The 21,587-nt window shown below is 62.9% G+C and carries 16 protein-coding genes; 5 read left to right on the top strand and 11 right to left on the bottom strand.

Features of this window, described 5'->3' with window-relative positions; all coding sequences use genetic code 11:
* Window positions 1–9 precede the first annotated feature (9 nt).
* Both ptsP and nagE read left to right on the top strand, forming a co-directional pair.
* A complete protein-coding gene (gene ptsP / locus AC07T0_RS00275) occupies window positions 10–2,526 on the top strand; it encodes a phosphoenolpyruvate--protein phosphotransferase (RefSeq protein WP_494999319.1) in 2,517 nt (838 codons plus the stop codon).
* Between the two features lie 42 nt (window positions 2,527–2,568).
* Window positions 2,569–4,284, top strand: coding sequence for an N-acetylglucosamine-specific PTS transporter subunit IIBC (gene nagE / locus AC07T0_RS00270; RefSeq protein WP_494999318.1), 1,716 nt, complete (start codon window positions 2,569–2,571; stop codon window positions 4,282–4,284).
* A 15-nt stretch (window positions 4,285–4,299) separates the two neighbouring features.
* Here nagE and AC07T0_RS00265 read toward each other — a convergent pair whose 3' ends face one another.
* Window positions 4,300–4,611 (bottom strand): NGG1p interacting factor NIF3, encoded by a 312-nt coding sequence (locus AC07T0_RS00265; RefSeq protein ID WP_494999317.1) that lies wholly within the window; start codon window positions 4,609–4,611, stop codon window positions 4,300–4,302.
* 6 nt (window positions 4,612–4,617) lie between these two features.
* Window positions 4,618–8,514 (bottom strand): phosphoribosylformylglycinamidine synthase, encoded by a 3,897-nt coding sequence (gene purL, locus AC07T0_RS00260; RefSeq protein WP_494999316.1) that lies wholly within the window; start codon window positions 8,512–8,514, stop codon window positions 4,618–4,620.
* 286 nt (window positions 8,515–8,800) lie between these two features.
* Here purL and mltF point away from each other — a divergent pair, with 286 nt between their 5' ends.
* On the top strand, window positions 8,801–10,261 hold the full coding sequence (gene mltF, locus AC07T0_RS00255) for a membrane-bound lytic murein transglycosylase MltF (protein ID WP_494999315.1): 1,461 nt from the start codon (window positions 8,801–8,803) through the stop codon (window positions 10,259–10,261).
* Between the two features lie 175 nt (window positions 10,262–10,436).
* On the opposite strand, the gene pdxJ is transcribed toward mltF, so the two are convergent.
* The 9 genes from pdxJ to lptF form a co-directional block, all read right to left on the bottom strand.
* Complete coding sequence (gene pdxJ, locus AC07T0_RS00250; protein ID WP_494999314.1) at window positions 10,437–11,183, bottom strand: pyridoxine 5'-phosphate synthase; 747 nt, start codon at window positions 11,181–11,183, stop codon at window positions 10,437–10,439.
* A gap of 157 nt (window positions 11,184–11,340) precedes the next feature.
* Entirely contained in the window at window positions 11,341–12,030 is a 690-nt protein-coding gene (recO, locus tag AC07T0_RS00245) for a DNA repair protein RecO (RefSeq protein ID WP_494999313.1), read from the bottom strand.
* A 153-nt stretch (window positions 12,031–12,183) separates the two neighbouring features.
* A complete protein-coding gene (gene era / locus AC07T0_RS00240; protein WP_248794722.1) occupies window positions 12,184–13,086 on the bottom strand; it encodes a GTPase Era in 903 nt (300 codons plus the stop codon).
* Window positions 13,079–13,768, bottom strand: coding sequence for a ribonuclease III (gene rnc, locus AC07T0_RS00235; protein WP_494999312.1), 690 nt, complete (start codon window positions 13,766–13,768; stop codon window positions 13,079–13,081). Before rnc ends, era begins: the two co-directional genes overlap by 8 nt.
* Window positions 13,765–14,142 (bottom strand): DUF4845 domain-containing protein, encoded by a 378-nt coding sequence (locus AC07T0_RS00230; protein WP_494999868.1) that lies wholly within the window; start codon window positions 14,140–14,142, stop codon window positions 13,765–13,767. Before AC07T0_RS00230 ends, rnc begins: the two co-directional genes overlap by 4 nt.
* Window positions 14,143–14,203: 61 nt before the next feature.
* Entirely contained in the window at window positions 14,204–15,058 is an 855-nt protein-coding gene (lepB, locus tag AC07T0_RS00225) for a signal peptidase I (RefSeq protein ID WP_494999311.1), read from the bottom strand.
* A 5-nt stretch (window positions 15,059–15,063) separates the two neighbouring features.
* Window positions 15,064–16,863, bottom strand: a complete 1,800-nt coding sequence (gene lepA / locus AC07T0_RS00220) for a translation elongation factor 4 (protein WP_494999310.1) — start codon at window positions 16,861–16,863, stop codon at window positions 15,064–15,066.
* A 170-nt stretch (window positions 16,864–17,033) separates the two neighbouring features.
* Entirely contained in the window at window positions 17,034–18,095 is a 1,062-nt protein-coding gene (gene lptG / locus AC07T0_RS00215; RefSeq protein WP_494999309.1) for an LPS export ABC transporter permease LptG, read from the bottom strand.
* Window positions 18,088–19,206: an LPS export ABC transporter permease LptF gene (lptF, locus tag AC07T0_RS00210; RefSeq protein WP_494999308.1), complete on the bottom strand. Its 1,119-nt coding sequence runs from the start codon at window positions 19,204–19,206 to the stop codon at window positions 18,088–18,090. Before lptF ends, lptG begins: the two co-directional genes overlap by 8 nt.
* A gap of 402 nt (window positions 19,207–19,608) precedes the next feature.
* On the opposite strand from lptF, the gene AC07T0_RS00205 reads away from it, so the two are divergent.
* Together AC07T0_RS00205 and AC07T0_RS00200 are read left to right on the top strand one after the other, a co-directional pair.
* Window positions 19,609–21,099: a leucyl aminopeptidase gene (locus AC07T0_RS00205; RefSeq protein WP_494999307.1), complete on the top strand. Its 1,491-nt coding sequence runs from the start codon at window positions 19,609–19,611 to the stop codon at window positions 21,097–21,099.
* Window positions 21,100–21,156: 57 nt separating this feature from the next.
* Entirely contained in the window at window positions 21,157–21,585 is a 429-nt protein-coding gene (locus AC07T0_RS00200; RefSeq protein WP_494999306.1) for a DNA polymerase III subunit chi, read from the top strand.
* The last annotated feature ends 2 nt before the right edge of the window (window positions 21,586–21,587 follow it).

Genomic DNA, 21,587 nt, shown 5'->3' with positions numbered 1-21,587 from the left:
TACAGCGCCATGCATAACAAGAACAACATCACCCTCAGCGCCCCGCTGAGCGGGCCCGTGTTCCCGCTTGCCGAGGTCGACGATGCGGTATTCGCCAGCGGCGCCATGGGCCCCGGGCTGGCCATCGACCCGCTCAACGATTGCCTGCACGCGCCCTGTGCCGGCGAGATCATTCACATCGCCCGAACGCGACACGCCCTGACCCTGCGCACCGATAACGGCGCCGAACTGCTGCTGCACCTGGGCCTGGACACCGTCGAGCTGCAAGGTGAAGGCTTTGCCCTGCTGGTCGAGACGGGCACCCGGGTGCGGGACGGCCAGGCATTGCTGCGCGTCGACCTGGACAAGGTCGCCCGCCAGTGCAAGAGCCTGGTGAGCCTGGTGATCCTGACCAACGGCGAGCATTACGACCTGCAGCCCATGGCCCAGGCCCACGTCAAGGTCGGCGAACCCTTGTTGCATATCGTCCCGCGCCAGCACACCGAACAACCCGCCGCTTCTCCGACGGTGGACTCCGACGAAGTCCGCGGCAGCGCCCGGGTCGCCCATCACGGCGGCCTGCATGCCCGTCCGGCGGCGTTGCTGCGCCAGACCGCACAAGGTTTCAATTGCAGCGCCCGTTTGCATCTGGGGGATAAATCGGCGCCCCTCGACAGCCTGATCGGCATCATGGGACTCAGCGTCGGGGAACAGCAGGACGTGCAGATCAGCTGTCGTGGAGCGGACCGCGAAGCGGCGTTGCAAGCCCTGTTGAACGTATTGCGTACGCCCCTGGGCGATGCCGGCCATTCGGCGCCAGCGCCGCTCAGGACGGCCCCACGCCAAGCAAACGAAGACGGCGTCCTGCCGGGCGTATGCGCCTCGCCCGGTCTGGTCAGTGGTCCGCTGGTCCGCCTGGCCGCCATCACCCTGGCGCCGGACGCCGGTCAGCACGCCGCCGATGAACAGCTGCAAGCACTGGACACTGCCCTGGAAAAGGTTCGCGCGGACATCCACGGCACGCTGTTACAGGCCCGCCAGCGCAAAGCCGCCGAAGAGGAGGCGATCTTCAACGCCCACCTCGCCTTGCTCGAAGACCCCGTGCTACTGGAGGCCGCCAGCCAGGCCATCGAAGCCGGCCAGGCGGCTACCCACGCCTGGGACCGTTCGATCGAGACGCAATGCCAGGTTCTGCTCAATCTCGGTAATCCGCTGCTGGCCGAGCGCACCAACGACCTGAGCGACCTCCGGCAACAGGTGCTGCGGGCCCTGCTGGGCGAAGCCGCGCACTACGACCTGCCCCCCGGCGCTATCGTCGCCGCGCAGGAACTGACCCCCTCGGACCTGCTGTTGCTCAGCCGGCAACAGGTCGCCGGGCTGTGCATGGCCGCCGGCGGTGCGACCTCCCACGTCGCGATCCTCGCCCGGAGCAAAGGTCTGCCCTGCCTGGTGGCGCTGGGGGCCGGACTATTGGAGATTGCTCCCGGCCAAGTGGTGGTCCTCGACGCCGATCACGGCCGCCTCGAATTGACACCCGATGACGCCCGCCGCGAAGGCGTCGCCCTGGCCCACTGGCAACAGCAACTGCGGCGCCAGCAACAACAGGCCCAGGCCCACTTACCGGCCGAGACCCGCGATGGCCTGCACATCGAGGTGGCCGCCAATGTCGCCTCGGCCGCCGAAGCCGGCGAAGCCCATCTGCACGGCGCCGACGCTGTCGGCCTGTTGCGCACTGAGTTCCTCTTCGTCGGGCGTCGCAACGCGCCGGACCAAGAGGAACAACGCAGTGCCTACCAGGGCGTGCTCGACGCCATGGGCGAACGCCCGGTAATCATCCGCACCATCGATGTCGGTGGCGACAAGCAACTCGACTACCTGCCGCTGCCGGTGGAAGCCAATCCGGTGCTGGGCCTGCGCGGTATCCGCCTGAGCCAGGCGCAACCGGCACTGCTCGACCAGCAACTGCGCGCCCTGCTGCAGGTCAGCCCGCTGCAACGCTGCCGGATCCTGCTGCCGATGATCAGCGAAGTCGACGAACTGCTGCAGGTACGTCAGCGCCTGGATGAGCTGGCCAGCGAGCTGGGACTCAATCTGCGCCCGGAACTGGGGGTGATGATCGAAGTGCCTTCGGCCGCCCTGCTGGCCGAACAACTGGCCGAGCATGCGGACTTCCTGTCCATCGGTAGCAACGACCTGTCGCAATACACCCTGGCCATGGACCGCGACCACGCCGGCCTCGCCGCCCGGGTCGATGCCCTGCACCCGGCCCTGCTGCGGCTGATGGCCCAGACCTGCGCCGGGGCCGGCATGCATCGGCGTTGGGTGGGGATCTGCGGCGCGCTGGCCTCCGACCCGTTGGCGACCCCGGTGCTGATCGGCCTGGGGATCACCGAGCTGTCCGTGAGCACCCCGCAAATTGGCGAAATCAAGGCGCGGGTCCGCAGCCTGGATGCCGCCGAATGTCGGCGGATCGTGCCGTCGCTGCTGCAACTGGGCAGCGCCGCACAAGTCCGTGACGCCTGTCACCAACACTGGCCGCTGGGCTGATTGATCCTAGGCCTGCACACAACAACAAGAAGGAGACACGTCATGTACCAGTTCTTCATCGAAGGTCTGCAACGCCTGGGACGGGCGTTGATGCTCCCCATCGCCATCCTGCCGATAGCCGGCCTGCTGCTGCGCCTGGGCGATACCGACCTGCTGAACATCGCGATCATCCACGATGCCGGCAACACCATCTTCGCCAACCTGGCGCTGATCTTCGCCATCGGCATCGCCGTGGGGTTCGCCCGCGACAACAACGGCACCGCCGGGCTGGCCGGGGCCATCGGTTACCTGGTGCTGATCGCCACCCTCAAGGTGCTCGACGCGAGCATCAACATGGGCATGCTCGCCGGGATCATCAGCGGCCTGCTCGGCGGCGCGTTGTACAACCGCTTCAAGGACATCAAGCTGCCGGAATACCTGGCGTTCTTCGGCGGGCGCCGCTTCGTGCCGATTGTCACCGGGTTCTCGGCGGTAGGCCTGGGGGTGGTGTTCGGCTTTATCTGGCCGCCGATCCAGAGCGGCATCAACAGCCTCGGCCTGCTGATGGTCGAGAGCGGCAGCCTCGGGGCCTTCGTCTTCGGCGTCTTCAACCGACTGCTGATCGTCACCGGCTTGCACCATATCCTCAACAATATGATGTGGTTCGTGTTCGGCAGCTACACCTCGCCCGAGACCGGGCTGATGGTCACCGGGGACCTGGCGCGTTACTTCGCCGGCGACCCGAAGGCCGGGCAGTTCATGACCGGCATGTTCCCGGTGATGGTCTTCGGCTTGCCGGCGGCCTGCCTGGCGATGTACCGCAATGCCCTGCCGGAACGACGCAAGTTGATGGGCGGCCTGCTGTTATCGATGGCCCTGACCTCGTTCCTGACCGGGGTGACCGAACCGATAGAATTCGCCTTCATGTTCCTCGCGCCCATGTTGTATGTGCTGCACGCCTTGCTCACGGGCCTGTCGATGGCCGTGACCAACGCGCTGAACATCCACCTGGGCTTTACCTTCTCCGGCGGTGCCATCGACATGGCCCTGGGCTGGGGCAAATCCACCAACGGCTGGTTGGTGCTTCCGGTGGGGCTGGGCTATGCCTTGCTGTACTACTTCGTTTTCGATTTCTGCATCCGCCGATTCGACCTGAAGACCCCGGGCCGCGAGAATCTCGCCAGTGCCACCGCCACCCGGATACTCAGCGAAAACCAGCGGGCCGCCGCTTATATCCAGGCCCTCGGCGGGGCCGCCAACTTGCTGACAGTGGGGGCCTGCACCACACGCCTGCGAGTGGAGTTGCTGGACCGGGACAAGGCCGTGGACGCCGAGCTGAAAAGCCTCGGGGCAATGGCCGTGGTGCGACCAGGACACGGCGGCAGCCTGCAGGTGGTGGTCGGGCCATTGGCGGACAGCATTGCCGATGAGATCCGCCTGGCCTTACCAGTGACAGGCTCGATCGACAGGGCGGTGAGCGAGCCAGTGCCCCTCGGGGCGAAGGCGATCAGCGCGCAACAGGCCCAGCAATGGCTGGACGCACTGGGCGGGAAAGACAATGTGCTGGCACTGCAATGCGTCGCCCAGACCCGGCTACGGGTGCAGCTCGAGGATGTTCGGCGGTTATCCGAAGCGGATCTGAAAACCCTGGGCTGCCAGGGCATCAGCCAGGTGGAAGGCGGCGCCTGGCATGTGTTGGTGGGGAATCGGGCCAGCGCAATGAGTGAAGCGCTAAGGACGCTATTGAACCGCAAGGAAACCTGTGCGGTACCGCTCTAGATGGAGAGGAGTGCATCAGAAATCCGCTAGACGCCAGACTTCATAGGCCGGCGTTTCGTAGGGATGGCTCTGCTTCAGAGCCATCACCACCGCCTCGATCAAGGCGTCCGCCACCACCAGCTCAACCTTCCACTCATCCACCTGCTCGACCACACCGGTCTGCCCGAGAAACGGCTGGCTGCCGTCCAACGGGCGAAACTGGCCTTGGCCCAGCACCTGCCATGCGCACTGGTCGTAAGTACCGATCCGCCCGCCTCCGGCGGCGAATACGGCACGCTTGACCTGTTCCACATGGCTCGGCGGAACGAAAAAGCTGAGCTTGTACATGAGCGCTTAGTTCACCCAGACGCGGGCGTTGCGGAACATGCGCATCCATGGCGCGTCTTCGTTCCAGTCTTCCGAGCGCCAGGAGTTCTGCACGGCACGGAATACCCGCTCAGGGTGCGGCATCATGATGGTGACGCGACCGTCGCGGCTGGTCAGCCCGGTGATCCCGCGCGGCGAGCCGTTCGGGTTGGCCGGGTAGGTCTGGGTGACCTTGCCGTGGTTGTCGACGAAACGCATGGCCACGCAACCCGACAGGTCGGCTTGCAGCAGCGCGGCCTCGCTTTCGAACTCGGCATGGCCTTCGCCGTGGGCGATGGCAATCGGCATGCGCGAACCGGCCATGCCCTGCAGGAAGATCGAATTCGACTCCTGGACCTGGACCATCGCCACCCGCGCTTCGAACTGCTCGGAGCGGTTACGGACGAAGTGCGGCCAGAGTTCGCTGCCCGGAATCAGCTCGTGCAGGTTGGACATCATCTGGCAACCGTTGCACACGCCCAGGGTGAAACTGTCGGTGCGCTCGAAGAAGCCCTGGAAGGCATCGCGGGCACGGGCGTTGAACAGCGCCGATTTGGCCCAGCCTTCACCGGCACCGAGTACGTCGCCATAGGAGAAGCCGCCGCAGGCAACCAGGCCCTTGAACTCGTTCAGGTCGACGCGACCGGCGAGGATATCGCTCATGTGCACGTCAATGGCGTTGAAGCCGGCACGGTCGAACGCCGCGGCCATTTCCACCTGGCCGTTGACACCCTGCTCACGCAGCACCGCCACCTGTGGGCGAATGCCCTTCTTGATGTACGGCGCGGCGATGTCCTGGCTCACATCGAAGCTGGTCTTGTAGCTCAGGCCGGGGTTGCCTTCGTCGAGCAGGACATCGAATTCCTGGTCGGCGCACTCGGCGTTGTCACGCAGGCGCTGGATACGGTAGCTGGTTTCCGCCCACTGGCGCTGCAACAGGCGACGCTCGCCGGTGAAGACCGTCTCGCCGTCGAAGGTGATGCTGACTTCGCCATTGTTCAACGGCTGGCCGATCACCGACACACAGTCGCCCAGGCCGGCGGCGCTGAACTGCGCCAGCACGTCCGGGGTGGAATCCTGGCGAACCTGGATCACCGCGCCGAGTTCTTCGTTGAACAGGATGGCCGCGAGGTCGGCGGAGGTTTCCGCCAAACCGTCGAGGTTCAGATGCAGGCCGCAATGACCGGCAAAGGCCATTTCCAGCACGGAGGTCAGCAGACCACCGTCGGAACGGTCATGGTAGGCCAGCAGGTGACCGTCGGCGTTGAGGCCCTGGATCACCGCGAAGAAGGCCTTCAGGTCCTCGGCGTCGTCGACGTCCGGAGCCTGCTTGCCGAGCTTGCCGTAGACCTGGGCGAGGATCGAAGCGCCCATGCGATTCTGACCGCGACCGAGGTCGACCAGGATCAGATCGGTGGTGCCCTTGTCCATGCGCAGTTGCGGGGTCAGGGTCTGGCGGATATCGGTGACCGGGGCGAAACCGGTAACGATCAGCGACAGCGGCGAAGTCACACTCTTGTCGGTGCCTTCGTCGTTCCAGCGGGTGGCCATGGACATGGAGTCCTTGCCCACCGGAATGGTCAGGCCCAGTTCAGGGCACAGTTCCATACCGACCGCTTTGACGGTGTCGTAAAGACGGGCATCTTCACCCGGATGGCCGGCCGCGGACATCCAGTTGGCCGACAGCTTGATATCGGACAGCTTGCCGATCCGCGAAGCCGCGATGTTGGTCAGGGTTTCGCCGATCGCCATGCGCCCGGAGGCCGGCGCGTTCAACAGGGCCAGCGGCGTGCGCTCGCCCATGGCCATGGCCTCACCGGTGTAGACGTCGAAGCTGGTAGCGGTCACGGCGACGTCAGCCACCGGTACCTGCCACGGGCCGACCATCTGGTCGCGGGAGACCAGGCCGGTAATGGTGCGGTCGCCGATGGTGATCAGGAAGCTTTTGCTCGCCACGGCCGGGTGATGCAGGACGCGCTCGACGCACTCGGCCAGGGCCAGGCTGCTCGGATCGAAATCGTCGCCCAGCTCGCTTTCGCGCACCGCCGAACGGTGCATGCGCGGGGCCTTGCCCAGCAGCACTTCCAGCGGCATATCCACCGGGCTGTTGCCGAAGTGGCTGTCGGTGACCGTCAGTTGCGGCTCGGTAGTGGCTTCGCCGACCACGGCGAACGGGCAACGCTCACGCTCGCAGATCGCCTTGAAGCGTTCGAAGTCCGCCGCGCCGACCGCCAGGACATAACGTTCCTGGGATTCGTTCGACCAGATTTCGTGCGGGGCCATGCCCGGCTCGTCATTGGGAATATTGCGCAGTTCGAAACGACCGCCGCGATCGCCGTCATTGACCAGTTCCGGGAAGGCGTTGGACAGACCGCCGGCACCCACGTCATGGATAAAGCTGATGGGGTTCTTGTCGCCCAGCTGCCAGCAACGGTCGATGACCTCCTGGCAGCGACGTTCCATTTCCGGGTTTTCGCGCTGTACCGAAGCGAAATCCAGGTCCGCCGAGCTGGTGCCGGTGGCCATGGACGAGGCAGCACCGCCACCCAGACCGATCAGCATTGCCGGGCCGCCAAGGACGATCAGCTTGGAGCCGACAACGATTTCGCCTTTCTGTACGTGCTCGGCGCGAATGTTGCCCATACCGCCGGCCAGCATGATCGGCTTGTGGTAACCGCGCACTTCGTCGCCACGCGGGGTGGTGATGGATTGCTCGAAAGTACGGAAGTAGCCGGTCAGGGCCGGACGACCGAATTCGTTGTTGAACGCGGCGCCACCCAGTGGGCCTTCGATCATGATGTCCAGCGCGGTGACGATGCGCTCGGGCTTGCCGTATGGCACTTCCCACGGCTGTACGAAACCCGGGATCTGCAGGTTGGACACGGTGAAACCGGTGAGGCCGGCTTTCGGCTTGGCGCCACGGCCGGTAGCACCCTCGTCGCGGATCTCGCCGCCGGAACCGGTGGCCGCGCCCGGGAACGGGGCAATCGCGGTCGGGTGGTTGTGGGTTTCGACCTTCATCAGGATGTGCACCGGCTCCTGCACCGCGCCGTACTGGCGGGTTTCAGGGTCCGGGAAGAAACGTCCGGCAACGTTACCGACGATCACCGAGGCGTTGTCCTTGTAAGCCGACAGAACGCCTTCGCTGTGCATCTGGTAGGTGTTCTTGATCATGCCGAACAGGCTTTTTTCCTGGCTCTGGCCGTCGATATCCCAACTGGCGTTGAAGATCTTGTGCCGGCAGTGCTCGGAGTTCGCCTGGGCGAACATCATCAGTTCGATGTCGTGGGGATTGCGCTTGAGGCCGTTGAAAGCGTCGACCAGGTAGTCGATCTCGTCTTCCGCCAGGGCCAGGCCCAGCTCGACGTTGGCTTTTTCCAGCGCGGCGCGACCGCCACCCAGCAGGTCGATGGCCGTCAGCGGCTTCGGCTCGGCATGGCTGAACAGACCGGCGGCCTGCTCCAGGGTGCCCAGCACGATCTGGGTCATGCGGTCATGCAGGGCGGAAGCGATCAGCTCGGCTTCGGCGTCGCTGAACTGGCCGGCCACGTAGAACGCGATACCACGTTCCAGGCGCTGGACTTTCCCCAGGCCGCAGTTACGGGCAATGTCGCTGGCCTTGCTCGACCAGGGCGAAATGGTGCCGAAACGCGGCAACACCAGAAACAGACGACCGGTCGGCTCCTGGACCGGCACGCTCGGGCCGTATTTCAGCAGGCGGGCCAGCACTTGCTGTTCGTCGCCAGTCAGCACGCCAGTCACTTCGGCGAAATGGGCGAACTCGGCATACAAACCACTGACAGCCGGAACTTTTTGGCTCAGTTGTTCAAGCAGTTTGCTGTGGCGAAAGGCGGAAAGGGCAGGAGCGCCGCGCAGGATCAACATCTTCGGGACAGCCTCGGGAAGGGGTGTGCTTTGAGGCCGTGCATTCTAGCCTAAACCGCCCGCGACGGCACCCGAAACGGCACGCTTGCCTCACGGCACATGCCTCTCAAGGTCTAATTACCCATTCATACAGGTCATTACCATTATTCATCAGCACTATTTTATAAAGTTCATACGCGCTCAAAAGCCCATTCCTACAGCCTCCAGCCATTCCCAGGGATAGCTAGCAGACCGGCGCGATTCTGTCGAGATATGGCGGCCGGGGTCCTTTGCGTATACTGCGCAGATGTTCTCCCCAACTGCTTTCCGCCCGCGCTGTGCCAGGTGGCTCATCGCAACCGGACTCTTCCTGATGCTCGGCGCCTGTGTTGATAAACCCAGCACACTCGAGCGCGTAAAGGAGGACGGCGTACTGCGGGTGATTACCCGCAACAGTCCGGCCACCTATTTCCAGGATCGCAACGGCGAGACCGGCTTCGAGTACGAGCTGGTCAAGCGCTTTGCCGATGACCTGGGGGTCAAGCTCGAGATCGAAACCGCCGACAATCTTGACGATCTGTTCAATCAACTGGGCAAACCCAACGGCCCGGTGCTGGCGGCCGCCGGCCTGGTGAGCAGCGACGAACGCAAGCTGCAGGCACGCTTTTCCCATCCGTACCTGGAAGTCACCCCGCAGATTGTCTACCGCAACGGCCAATCCCGCCCCACGACACCGGCGGACCTGGTGGGCAAACGCATCACGGTGCTCAAGGGCAGCAGCCATGCCGGACAACTCGCCGAGCTGAAAAAGCAGAATCCCGCGATCGAATACGAAGAGTCCGACGCGGTTGAAGTGGTCGACCTGCTGCGCATGGTCGACGAAGGTCAGATCGACCTGACCCTGGTGGATTCCAACGAAGTGGCGATGAACCAGGTCTACTTCCCCAATGTGCGGGTCGCCTTCGACCTCGGCGATGCCCGCAACCAGCGCTGGGCGGTGGCCCCGGGCGAAGACAACAGCCTGCTCAACGAGATCAACGCCTACCTCGACAAGGTGCAGCAGAACGGCACCTTGCAACGTCTGAAGGATCGCTATTACGGGCATGTCGATGTCCTCGGTTACGTCGGCGCCTATACCTTTGCCCAGCACTTGCAGCAACGCCTGCCCAAGTACGAGAAACATTTCCGCGCGTCGGCCAAGGAAGAAAAAGTCGACTGGCGGTTGCTGGCGGCCATCGGCTATCAGGAATCGCTGTGGCAGCCGGGGGTCACTTCCAAGACCGGCGTGCGCGGCCTGATGATGCTGACCCAGAGCACGGCCCAGGCCATGGGCGTGTCCAACCGCCTGGATGCGCGACAGAGCATCAGCGGCGGGGCCAAGTACCTGGCGTATATGAAGGATCAACTGGACGAGCAGATCGAAGAGCCGGACCGCACCTGGTTTGCCCTGGCGGCGTACAACGTCGGCAGCGGCCATCTGGACGACGCGCGCAAGCTGGCCGAGAAGGACGGCCTGAACCCGAACAAGTGGCTGGACGTGAAGAAGATGTTGCCGCGTCTGGCGCAGAAGCAGTGGTACAGCAAGACCCGCTACGGGTATGCGCGGGGCGGCGAACCGGTGCATTTCGTCGCCAACATCCGCCGTTACTACGACATCCTGACCTGGGTGACCCAGCCGCAGCTGGAAGGCAGCCAGGTGGCGGACAGCAACCTGCATGTGCCAGGCGTGGACAAGACCAAGCCGACCGAGCAGCCGTCACAGCTCTAAGCTGATGGGGGTATGGCCTGAGTTATTTGTGGTGTTCTTTCGGACCTCTTCGCGGGCAAGCTCCGCTCCCACAGGGGGGACGCGGTCAAACTGTGGGAGCGGAGCTTGCCCGCGAAGAGACCGGAACAGGCGCAACAGCACTTCAGGTTACGCCTCAAGATGACATACCCGGCAGTCAGGCCTTCGGCGCAGCCGCCAGGATCAGCGCTTTCATCTCCACCACCGCCGCCTTGAATCCGACGAACAGCGCATGCGCCACCAGCGCGTGACCGATGTTCAGTTCGTTGATCCCCGGGATCGCCGCCACCGCCTCGACGTTGTGGTAATGCAGGCCATGCCCGGCATTGACGATCAATCCCTGGGCCACACCGAATGCCACGCCATCGGCGATCCGCTTCAGCTCTTCGGCCACTTCCACCGGCGTCTGGGCATCGGCATAACGCCCGGTGTGCAGCTCGATAGCCGGCGCCCCGACACGCTTGGCCGCGGCGATCTGACGCTCATCAGCATCGATGAACAGCGACACTTCGCTGCCAATCTTGCTCAGGCGCTGCACCGCCGCCTTGATCCGTTCCTCCTGCCCCGCCACATCCAGGCCACCCTCGGTGGTCAGCTCCTGACGGGTTTCCGGTACCAGGCAGATATGCGCCGGACGAATGCGCTCGGCAAAAGCCATCATCTCGTCGGTCACGCCCATCTCGAAGTTCATCCGCGTCTGCAACACCTCCTTGAGCAGCAACACATCGCGCTCCTGGATATGCCGGCGGTCTTCACGCAGGTGCACGGTGATGCCGTCGGCGCCCGCCTCTTCGGCATCCAGCGCAGCCTTGACCGGATCGGGATAACGCGTGCCCCGGGCCTGGCGCAGGGTGGCGACGTGGTCGATGTTCACGCCGAGAAGGATACGAGTGCTGGTGCTCACGGAAAGACTCCTGAAGAGTGGAAGATTCGCTGCACAGCATACACGTCAGCCGTGGCTTGTACGGCCAGTTCTGTGTGTCGAATGTGGATGCCAGGAGGCCATGCCCTAACGCCGTCGACCGGCTGCTCCTACAACAGCATTAGGCCCTACCCGCCCCTCAGGGCTTGCGAAACAACTCGCGACTGACCAGCGGCTTGCCGCCCAGATGCACCGCCAGGGCTTGGCGCATCAGGCGTTTGGCCGCCGACAAGGCGCCCACCGCGGTCCAGTCGGCCTCGGCCATGGCCAGCAGCTCGGCGCCCTGGAACAGGCCCGGTTGCAACAGATAGACCCGCTCCAGGCCGGCATCGACTTGCAGGCGGTACAAGCCATCCGCCGCCAGCGGTTCACCGTGAATATCCAGGTCGAGGGAAAAGCCATAACCGAGGTCGTCCAGCAGCCGCCACTCAAAGGAGCGCAGCAGCGGTTCGAGGGGACGGCCTTCGGCCAGGGCCAGCAAGGTTGCGGCGTAATGCTCGAAGACCGCGGGGTGCGGATCTTCGGCGGGCAGTAGGCGGATCAACAGTTCATTGAGGTAGAGGCCGCTGAACAGGGCCTCGCCAACCAGCCAGGTGGAGACCCCGGCGCTTTCCATGCGGCCGACGTTCTTCAGCTCGCCGCGACCGCGAAACTCCACCTCGAGGGGCACGAAGGGCCGCGCCAGAGTCCCGGCCTTGCCCCGCGCGCTGCGCAGTACGGCACGCAGCCGGCCTTGCGGGGTGATGAAATCCACCAGCGCGCTGTTTTCGCGATAGGCGCGGGAGTGCAGGACGTAGGCGGGTTGGCCGGGAGGTGGCGTCGTGGACATGAAGACCCTGTAGGAGCGAGCTTGCTCGCGATGAACGTTAACGATAACGCGGGGCAATGCAAGAATCGCAGTGTTCTTGCGTTCATCGCGAGCAAGCTCGCTCCTACAGGGGTGAGGGATAGCGTTCCGCCTGGGAGCGCTCGAACAGCCTGGTTACAGGTCGCCGTAACCCAACGAACGCAGCGCACGCTCGTCATCGGACCAGCCGCCCTTCACCTTGACCCACAGGTTGAGCATGATCTTCGAATCGAACAGCAGCTCCATGTCCTTGCGCGCCTCGGTGCCGATACGCTTGATGCGCTCGCCCTTGTCACCAATGATGATCTTCTTCTGGCCGTCACGCTCGACGAGGATCAACGCATGGATGTGCAGGGTCTTGCCCTGCTGCTTGAATTCTTCGATTTCCACGGTGATCTGGTAAGGCAGCTCGGCGCCCATCTGCCGCATGATTTTCTCACGCACCAGTTCCGCCGCCAGGAATCGGCTGCTGCGGTCGGTGATCTGGTCTTCCGGGAAAAAGTGCTCGTTTTCCGGCAGGTGCGTGGCGATCAGGCTTTCCAGGTGCTCAAGGTTGTGCCCGTGCTGCGCCGAGATCGGCACGATCTGCGCCTTCGGCAACTGCTCCTGCAACCAGGTCAGGTGTGGCATCAGCTCGGCCTTGTCCTCGATCCGGTCGGTCTTGTTCAAGGCCACGATCACCGGGCCCTCAACGTACTGGATACGCTCCAGGACCATCTGGTCTTCGTCGGTCCAACGGGTGCGGTCAACCACGAAGATCACCACGTCGACGTCTTTCAACGCCGCCGAAGCGGTCTTGTTCATATAGCGGTTCAGGGCCTTTTCGCCGCCCTTGTGCATACCGGGGGTGTCGACATAGACCGCCTGCACGCTGCCTTCGGTCTTGATCCCGAGCATGTTGTGGCGAGTGGTCTGGGGCTTGCGCGAGGTGATCGCCAGTTTCTGCCCGAGGATATGGTTCAGCAGCGTGGACTTGCCCACGTTCGGCCGGCCGACGATGGCGACGTAGCCGCAGCGTGTTGCCGTTGAATCAGTCATTACCATTCTCCACGCCCAGGGCAATCAGTGCCGATGCCGCCGCTACCTGTTCGGCAATACGACGGCTCACGCCCTGTCCTCGGCTTTTTTCATTCAATAGGGTGATCTCGCACTCGACGAAGAACGTCCGGCAATGCGGCTCACCCTGGATATCCACCACTTCGTAACGCGGCAGGTCGCAGGCCCGGGATTGCAGAAACTCCTGCAGGCGGGTCTTGGGGTCCTTGTTGGTGTCCACCAGCGTCAGGCTGTCAAACTCCGAGGTCAGCCAGGCCAACACCCGGTCCCGTGCCGCTTCCATGCCGGCATCCAGGTAAATCGCACCAATCAGGGCTTCCAGGGCATCGGCGAGAATCGACTCGCGGCGGAAACCACCGCTTTTCAGCTCGCCGGAGCCCAGGCGCAGGTACTCGCCCAACTCGAAACCACGGGCCAGTATCGCCAGTGTTTCACCTTTCACCAGGCGCGCGCGTAAACGCGACAACTGGCCTTCGCGAGCCTGGGGGAAACGCTCGAACAGCGCCTCGCCCGCCACGAAGTTGAGAATGGCATCCCCGAGGAACTCCAGGCGCTCGTTGTTGCGCCCGGCAAAACTGCGGTGAGTCAGGGCCAGGAGCATCAACTCCTGATCCTTGAAGGTATAGCCGAGCTGGCGCTCGAGACGACTTAAAGACACGCTCACGGTTTGGCCACGCTGAATTCGTGGTCGAACTTGACCACCAGATCGATATTCTGGATCAGCGGGTCACGCTGCTCATATTTCAAGTGCGCGAGGAACCGGTTGTTTTCCAACGTCACGCTTAACACCTTGTTCAAATCCAAATCCTGAATACTGTTGACCTGCATGCCGCGGATAACATGGGTATAAAAGTCATTGACGGTGACGATATCCGCCGCCTTGTCGGTTTCCACCGACATGATGATTCTCTTCATCGACATATAGTCGAGGTAATGCGGGACCAGCTTCAACGCCACACTGGCGGCAAAGGCCACCACGGCCAGGGTCAGCAACCAGCCAAAAAACGACAGGCCTTCTTGCGAGCGAGCGGAGGTCATCTTCATGGTACTGCGGCACCTGAAAAAGCACTCGGCGCTGTGTTCACAGCGCCGGGTTTGGTTACTTGATCAGACCGACCCGGGAAAAATTCGGGAAGTGGCTGAGTTTCGGTTCGGGCCAGCTCATCCAGACCGCGAAGGCCTTGCCGACGATGTTCTCGTCGGGAACCATGCCCAGCAGCTCCTTGGGAATGCTTGGGTCATCCCAGTAGCGGCTGTCGTTGGAGTTGTCGCGGTTGTCACCCATCATGAAGTAGTGGCCTTGCGGAACCTTCCACTCGTGATCGGGCGGCGCGCGGTAACGGCCCATTTCCTTGCGGATCATGTGCTCGGCGGCGCCCAGTTGCTCTTTGTAGAGCTCGGCGCTGCCCAACATGCCCGGCTCGGCGCCAATCAGTTGCTCGGCCACCGACTGGCCATTGACGAACAGCTTCTTGTCACTGGTGTAGCGCACCACGTCGCCCGGCAGGCCGACTACACGCTTGATGTAGTTGACGTTGGGGTCGCTCGGGTAGCGGAACACCATCACATCGCCGCGCTGCGGATCACCGACCCGGATGACCTTCTGGTCGATCACCGGCAAGCGAATCCCGTAGGAAAACTTGTTCACCAGGATGAAGTCGCCGACATCCAGGGTCGGTTTCATCGAACCGGACGGAATCTGGAACGGTTCCACCAGGAACGAACGCAGTACCAGCACGATGAACAACACCGGGAAGAAGGATTTGCCGTATTCAACCAGCAAAGGTTCCTTGTTCAGCTTTTCGACCACATCGCCATCGGGCTGCGTCACGCTGCCCTGATAGGCCGCGATGGCGGAACGCCGACGAGGCGCCAGAAAGACCAGATCGAACAACGCCAAGGCACCACAAACGGCGACGGCGATGACCAGCAACAGCGGGAAATTTAGTGACATAGGACCTAACTATCCAACCTGAGCACTGCAAGGAAGGCTTCCTGTGGAATTTCCACGTTACCCACTTGCTTCATGCGTTTCTTACCGGCCTTTTGCTTTTCCAACAGCTTGCGCTTACGGCTGACGTCGCCGCCGTAGCATTTGGCCAGTACGTTCTTTCTGAGGGCCTTGACGGTTGTCCGCGCCACGATCTGCCCGCCAATGGCGGCCTGGATGGCAACGTCGAACATCTGACGAGGAATCAGTTCTTTCATCTTCTCGGTCAACGCACGACCTTTGTAATGCGCGTTATCACGATGCACGATCAGCGCCAGGGCGTCGACCTTTTCACCGTTGATCAGTACATCCAGCTTGACCAGGTTGGCCGACTGGTAACGATCAAAATGGTAGTCCAGCGAAGCATAGCCGCGACTGGTGGATTTGAGACGGTCAAAGAAGTCCAGGACCACTTCGTTCATCGGCAAATCGTAGGTCACTTGCACCTGTGAACCGAGGAACAGCATGTCGTGCTGGATGCCACGCTTCTCGATACACAGGGTAATGACGTTACCCAGGTGCTCCTGCGGTACAAGAATATTCGCCCGGACGATCGGTTCGCGCATATCCTCGATGGACGACAGGTCCGGCAGCTTCGACGGGTTGTCGACGTAAATGGTTTCGCCGGTCTTGAGCAGCAGCTCGAAGATTACCGTCGGCGCGGTGGTGATCAGGTCCAGGTCGTACTCGCGCTCCAGGCGCTCCTGGATGATCTCCATGTGCAGCATGCCGAGGAACCCGCAACGGAAACCGAAGCCCAGGGCGTCGGAACTTTCCGGGGTGTACTGCAGCGAGGAGTCGTTCAGCGTGAGCTTTTGCAGGGCTTCGCGGAAGTCTTCGAAATCGTCGGAGCTGACCGGAAACAGACCGGCGTAGACCTGCGGCTGGATGCGTTTGAAGCCCGGCAGCACGTCGACGTCAGGGGTGGTGCTCAGGGTCAGGGTGTCACCCACCGGCGCACCGTGGATGTCCTTGATACCGGCGATGATAAAGCCCACTTCGCCGGCCTTCAGGTCGACGGTGGCGGTGTGTTTCGGGTTGAACACGCCGACGCTGTCCACCAGGTGCATCTTGCCGGTGGACTTGACCAGGATCTTGTCGCCCTTGCGCACACGGCCGTGGCGCACGCGCACCAGGGACACGACGCCCAGGTAGTTGTCGAACCAGGAGTCGATGATCAACGCTTGCAGCGGATCTTCGATATTGCCGGTCGGCGCGGGAATGGTGGTCACCAGGCGTTCGAGCACTTCGTCGACACCCTGGCCGGTCTTGGCGCTGCAGGTGACGGCGTCGGTGGCGTCGATACCGATGATTTTCTCGATTTCTTCCTTCACGCGGTCCGGATCGGCCTGAGGCAGGTCGATCTTGTTCAGCACCGGCATGACTTCCAGGCCCTGCTCGATCGCGGTGTAGCAGTTGGCAACGGACTGGGCTTCGACGCCCTGGCCGGCGTCCACCACCAGCAGGGCACCTTCACAGGCGGCCAGGGAACGGCTGACTTCATAGGTGAAGTCGACGTGGCCGGGGGTGTCAATGAAGTTCAGCTGGTAGGTGATGCCGTCGCGAGCCTTGTAGTACAGGGTAACGCTATGGGCCTTGATGGTGATCCCGCGCTCGCGCTCGAGGTCCATGGAGTCCAGCACCTGCGCTTCCATTTCGCGCTCGGCAAGGCCGCCGCACATCTGGATGAAGCGATCGGCCAGAGTCGACTTGCCATGGTCAATGTGGGCGATGATGGAGAAATTGCGGATATGACTCAAATCACTCACGGATCAACACTCAAAAAGGTTGCAGGCAGACTGCCCGCCGAAAAATAGCCGGGAATTGTACCTGATGCGCGACCAAGGCGTCACGTGAACAGGCCGGGCGGCACGGACAAAAAAGCCTCGGTCGCTGGACAGAGGCTTTTCCGTGAATCATTTACCGCTCAATCGCTTCATCATCCGGCCCGACGCAACAGCCAGACACCGGCCACCGCACAGATCGCCGCCGGCACCACCACCGCCAGCAGCGGCGGGAAACCGAACACCAGGCTCGACGGCCCGAGCAAGTCCTGGGCGATGCGGAAGGTGAAGCCCACCAGCACGCCGGTGAACACCCGTTGCCCCAGGGTAACCGAACGCAGCGGGCCGAAGATGAAGGAAATCGCCATCAAGACCAGCGCCGCGGTCACCAGCGGTTGCAGGACCTTGACCCAGAACGCCAGCCAGTAACGACCGTTCGCCAGGCCCTGGTCCGCCAGGTAGTGGATGTAACTCCACAGGCCGCTGATCGACAGAGCCTCGGGCACCATCACCACGGTACTCAGCAGGTTCGGGCTCAAGGCCACGTCCCAGCGTTCTTCCGGCACATTGATCACTTCGGTGCGACCGTCACGGAAATAGGTGGTGGTGACGTCCGTCAGTTGCCAGAAATCCTTGTCGAAGTGGGCCTTCTTGGCAAAGCTCGACGAGAGTATGTGCCGCTCGCTGTCGAAGTGATAGCGGGTCACACCGTAAAGCAGGCCGTTGGGCTGCACGGCGTTGATATGGATGAACTCGTCACCCTGGCGATGCCACAGGCCGTTGCGCGAACTCTGCGCATCCCCCGACCCCTGGGCCAGGGCCTTGGCTGCCTGGGCCCGGCTCTCGGTGGCCGGGGCAACGTACTCGCCGACCAGCACGCCGACCAGCATCAGCACCAGCATCGGCTTCATCACCGCCCAGACGATACGCCCGACCGACACGCCCGCCGCGCGCATGATGGTCAATTCGCTGTTGCTGGCCAGGCTGCCAAGGCCGATCAGGCAACCGATCAGGCCGGCCATCGGCAACATGTCGTAGACCCGGCGCGGTGCCGTGAGCAGCACAAAGCTCAACACGTCGCCCAGGGTGTAGGTATCGGAGATGCTGCCCATCTCGTCGATAAAGGCAAACAGCGAGGCCAACCCGAGGATGATCCCCAGCACCGCGAGGATCGCCATGAACACACTGCTACCGATGTAGCGATCGAGCTTAACCACGAGCCATCTCCTTCACAGTGCGACGACTCGCCAGTTTCAACCGCAGGGGTTCCCAATACAGCAGCGCCAGGCCGATGGCCAGGAACAGGCCGTGCACCCACCACATGCCGAACAGCGGTGACAAGTTGCCTTTCTCCAGGGCGCCACGGGCCGAAATCAGCATGGTCAGGTAGGCCATATAAAGGAGGATCGCCGGCAGCAGCTTCAAGAAACGCCCCTGGCGCGGGTTGACCCGCGACAGCGGCACGGCCATCAGGGTCACGATAAACACCAGCAAGGGCAGCGAAAGGCGCCATTGCAACTCGGCGACAGCCTTCAGATCCGGGTTGCCGAACAGGCTCGAGGTCATCATCGCATCGCGGTCGGTGACTTCTTCGCTGATGTCGGGCTTGGGCAACATGACCCCATAGGTGTCGTACTTGATCGCCCGGTAATCAGCCATCCCCGGACTGCCGTCGTAGCGATAGCCGTTTTCGAGGATCAGGTAGCGATTGCCGTCCTTGCGCACTTCCTGGCGGCCCTTCTCGGCCACCAGCACCGAAATGCCCCGGTCCTTCTTGTTCACGCCAAAACGTTTTTCCGAGATGAACACACCGCCCAGGTTCGCCCGATCATCGGACAGCTGCTCGGTATAGGTGACCCGCGAGCCATCGTTGAGCTCCTGGAAGCGGCCGGGCACCAGGGTGTCGAACTCGGTCATCGCATCCTGCTGGTTGAGCAGCAACTGGAATTGCAGGGCGCCCTTGGGCGCCAGGCTCAGGCTGATCCAGGCGACGAGCAGCGCCACCAACAGGGCCGGCGCCATGGTCATGCCCAGCAGGCGTTGCTGGCTCATGCCGGTGGCGGACAGCACGGTCATCTCGCTTTCGAGATAGAGCCGACCGTAGGCCAGCAAAATCCCGAGAAACAGCCCCAGCGGCAGGATCAGCTGGAGGAAACCGGGCAGGCGAAAGCCCATGATCAGGAACAGCGAGCCTGGATCCAATTGACCCGAGGCGGCCTGAGCCAGGAACTTGACGAAGCGCCCGCTCATGGTGATGACCAGCAGCACGGCGCTGACCGCACTCAAGGTGATCAATACTTCACGGGACAGATAACGAAAAACAATCAAACCAGACACTCCAGGGTTGTCAGGCTAAGGTGGCCGAACAAGCAAACATAGGCACCGACAGAGGGCTCGCCGCGGCGGGCCATCTAAAAAGAGGCGCATTATCCTGTGATTGCTCCCGGCTGTCACTGCGCACTTGCCTACAGCCCCCTCCTTCTGTAGAGCGAGCTTGCTCGCGATGGTCGTCAACGATAACGCGGGAAGCCTGATACCCCTCGCCGTCTGGGCCACCATCGCGAGCAAGCTCGCTCCTACAGTGCCATAACGGATCGGTATTGGGACTTGCCCCCGGCCAGCGCCGAGGTTCAAACTGCGGCCTTTGCCGAAGGCCACGCCATTGCGTCGCCCTGCCCCGGCGCAGAGCTGTCTCTGCGCCCTTTGACCTAAATATTCAGGGACCTGGACATGGAACTGGTTGTAAAAAGCGTCAGCCCAGAAACGTTGAAAACCGCCACCCTGGTACTCGCCGTCGGCGAAGGCCGCACACTCGGCACAGTCGCCAGCAAAATCGATGAGCTCAGCGGCGGCGCCATCAGCGCCATCCTCAAGCGCGGCGATCTGACGGGCAAGGTCGGCCAGAGCCTGTTGCTGCAAAGCCTGCCCAACCTCAAGGCCGAACGCGTGCTGCTGGTGGGCGTGGGTAAGGACGCCGAACTCGGCGACCGCCCTTTTCGCAAGGCCGTTGCTTCCATCCTCGCCACCCTCAAGGGCCTGGGCGGCAGCGACGCCGTGCTCGCCCTCGACGAAGTCGTGGTCAAGGGGCGTGACAGCTACGGCAAGACCCGCCTGCTGGCCGAAAGCCTGCTGGATGGCGAATACAGCTTCGACCAGTTCAAGAGCCAGAAAGCCGAACCCCGCGCGCTGAAGAAAATCACCCTGGTAACCATCAAGGCCGCGCAAGCCGAAGTCGAGCGCGCCGTCAGCCACGCCCGCGCCATCGCTGGCGGCATGGCCTTCACCCGCGACCTGGGCAACCTGCCACCGAACATCTGCCACCCGAGCTACCTCGCCGAACAGGCGAAGAACCTCGGCAAGGCCAACAAAGGCCTGAAGGTCGAGGTCCTTGACGAGAAAAAGATCAAGGAGCTGGGCATGGGCTCGTTCTACGCCGTGGGCCAGGGCAGCGACCAGCCGCCACGCCTGATCGTCATGCAATACAACGGCGGCAAGAAATCCGAGAAGCCGTTCGCCCTGGTTGGCAAGGGCATCACCTTCGACACCGGCGGCATCAGCCTCAAGCCGGGCCTGGGCATGGACGAGATGAAATACGACATGGGCGGTGCCGCCAGCGTATTCGGTACCCTGCACGCCGTGCTCGCCCTGCAACTGCCGATCAACCTGGTGTGCATCCTGGCCTGTGCCGAGAACATGCCGAGCGGCAGCGCGACCCGCCCGGGCGACATCGTCACCACCCTCAGCGGCCAGACCGTGGAAATCCTCAACACCGACGCCGAAGGCCGCCTGGTGCTGTGCGATGCGCTGACCTACGCCGAACGTTTCAAGCCCCAGGCGGTGATCGATATCGCCACCCTGACCGGCGCTTGCGTCGTCGCCCTCGGCGCCCACACCTCGGGCCTGCTGGGCAACAACGACGAGCTGATCGAGCAACTGCTCAGCGCTGGTCGCCAGGCCGATGACCGTGCCTGGCAACTGCCGCTGTTCGATGAGTACCAGGAACAGCTGGACAGCCCGTTTGCCGACATCGCCAACATCGGCGGGCCGAAAGCCGGGACCATCACCGCGGCCTGCTTCCTGTCGCGCTTCACCAAGCAGTTCAACTGGGCCCACCTGGACATCGCCGGCACCGCCTGGACCAGCGGCGGCAAGGACAAGGGCGCCACTGGCCGTCCGGTGCCCCTGCTGACCCAGTACCTGCTGGACCGCGCCAAAGCCTGAACCTGAGCCTGCCGGGCGGCGTCGGTCAATGACGTCGCCCGGAATCCGGAATCCCCTATGACCCAAGTCGACTTCTATATCCTTCCCAGCGCGGCCCCTTCGGCGCGCCTGGACTTTGCCTGCAAGCTGAGTGAAAAGGCCTGGCGCCTGGGGCACAAGGTCTACCTGCATTGCAGCGACAGTGCCCAGCGCGATGACCTGGATGCCCGTCTGTGGCAGTTCAAGGGCGAAAGCTTCATTCCCCACGGCCCGGCGGAAAGCGAGCCGGACGGCCGCGTGGTCCTGGGGCTGGGCGATGACCCCGGCGTTCATCAGGACCTGCTGGTGAACCTCGATACCAAGGTGCCACCCTTTGCTTCGCGGTTTGCCCGCGTGGCGGAAGTGGTGGTGGAAGACCCGGCGATTCGTCAAGCGGCGCGGGAGAGTTTCCGCTTCTACCGCGAACAGGGCTATCCTCTGCAAGATCACCGGCTACAGCGACTTTGAGC

It is taken from the genome of Pseudomonas sp. GW821-FHT04D07, assembly GCF_059420225.1.
Note: the sequence above shows the minus strand (reverse complement) of the source record. Positions and strands in the feature narration are given on the sequence as shown.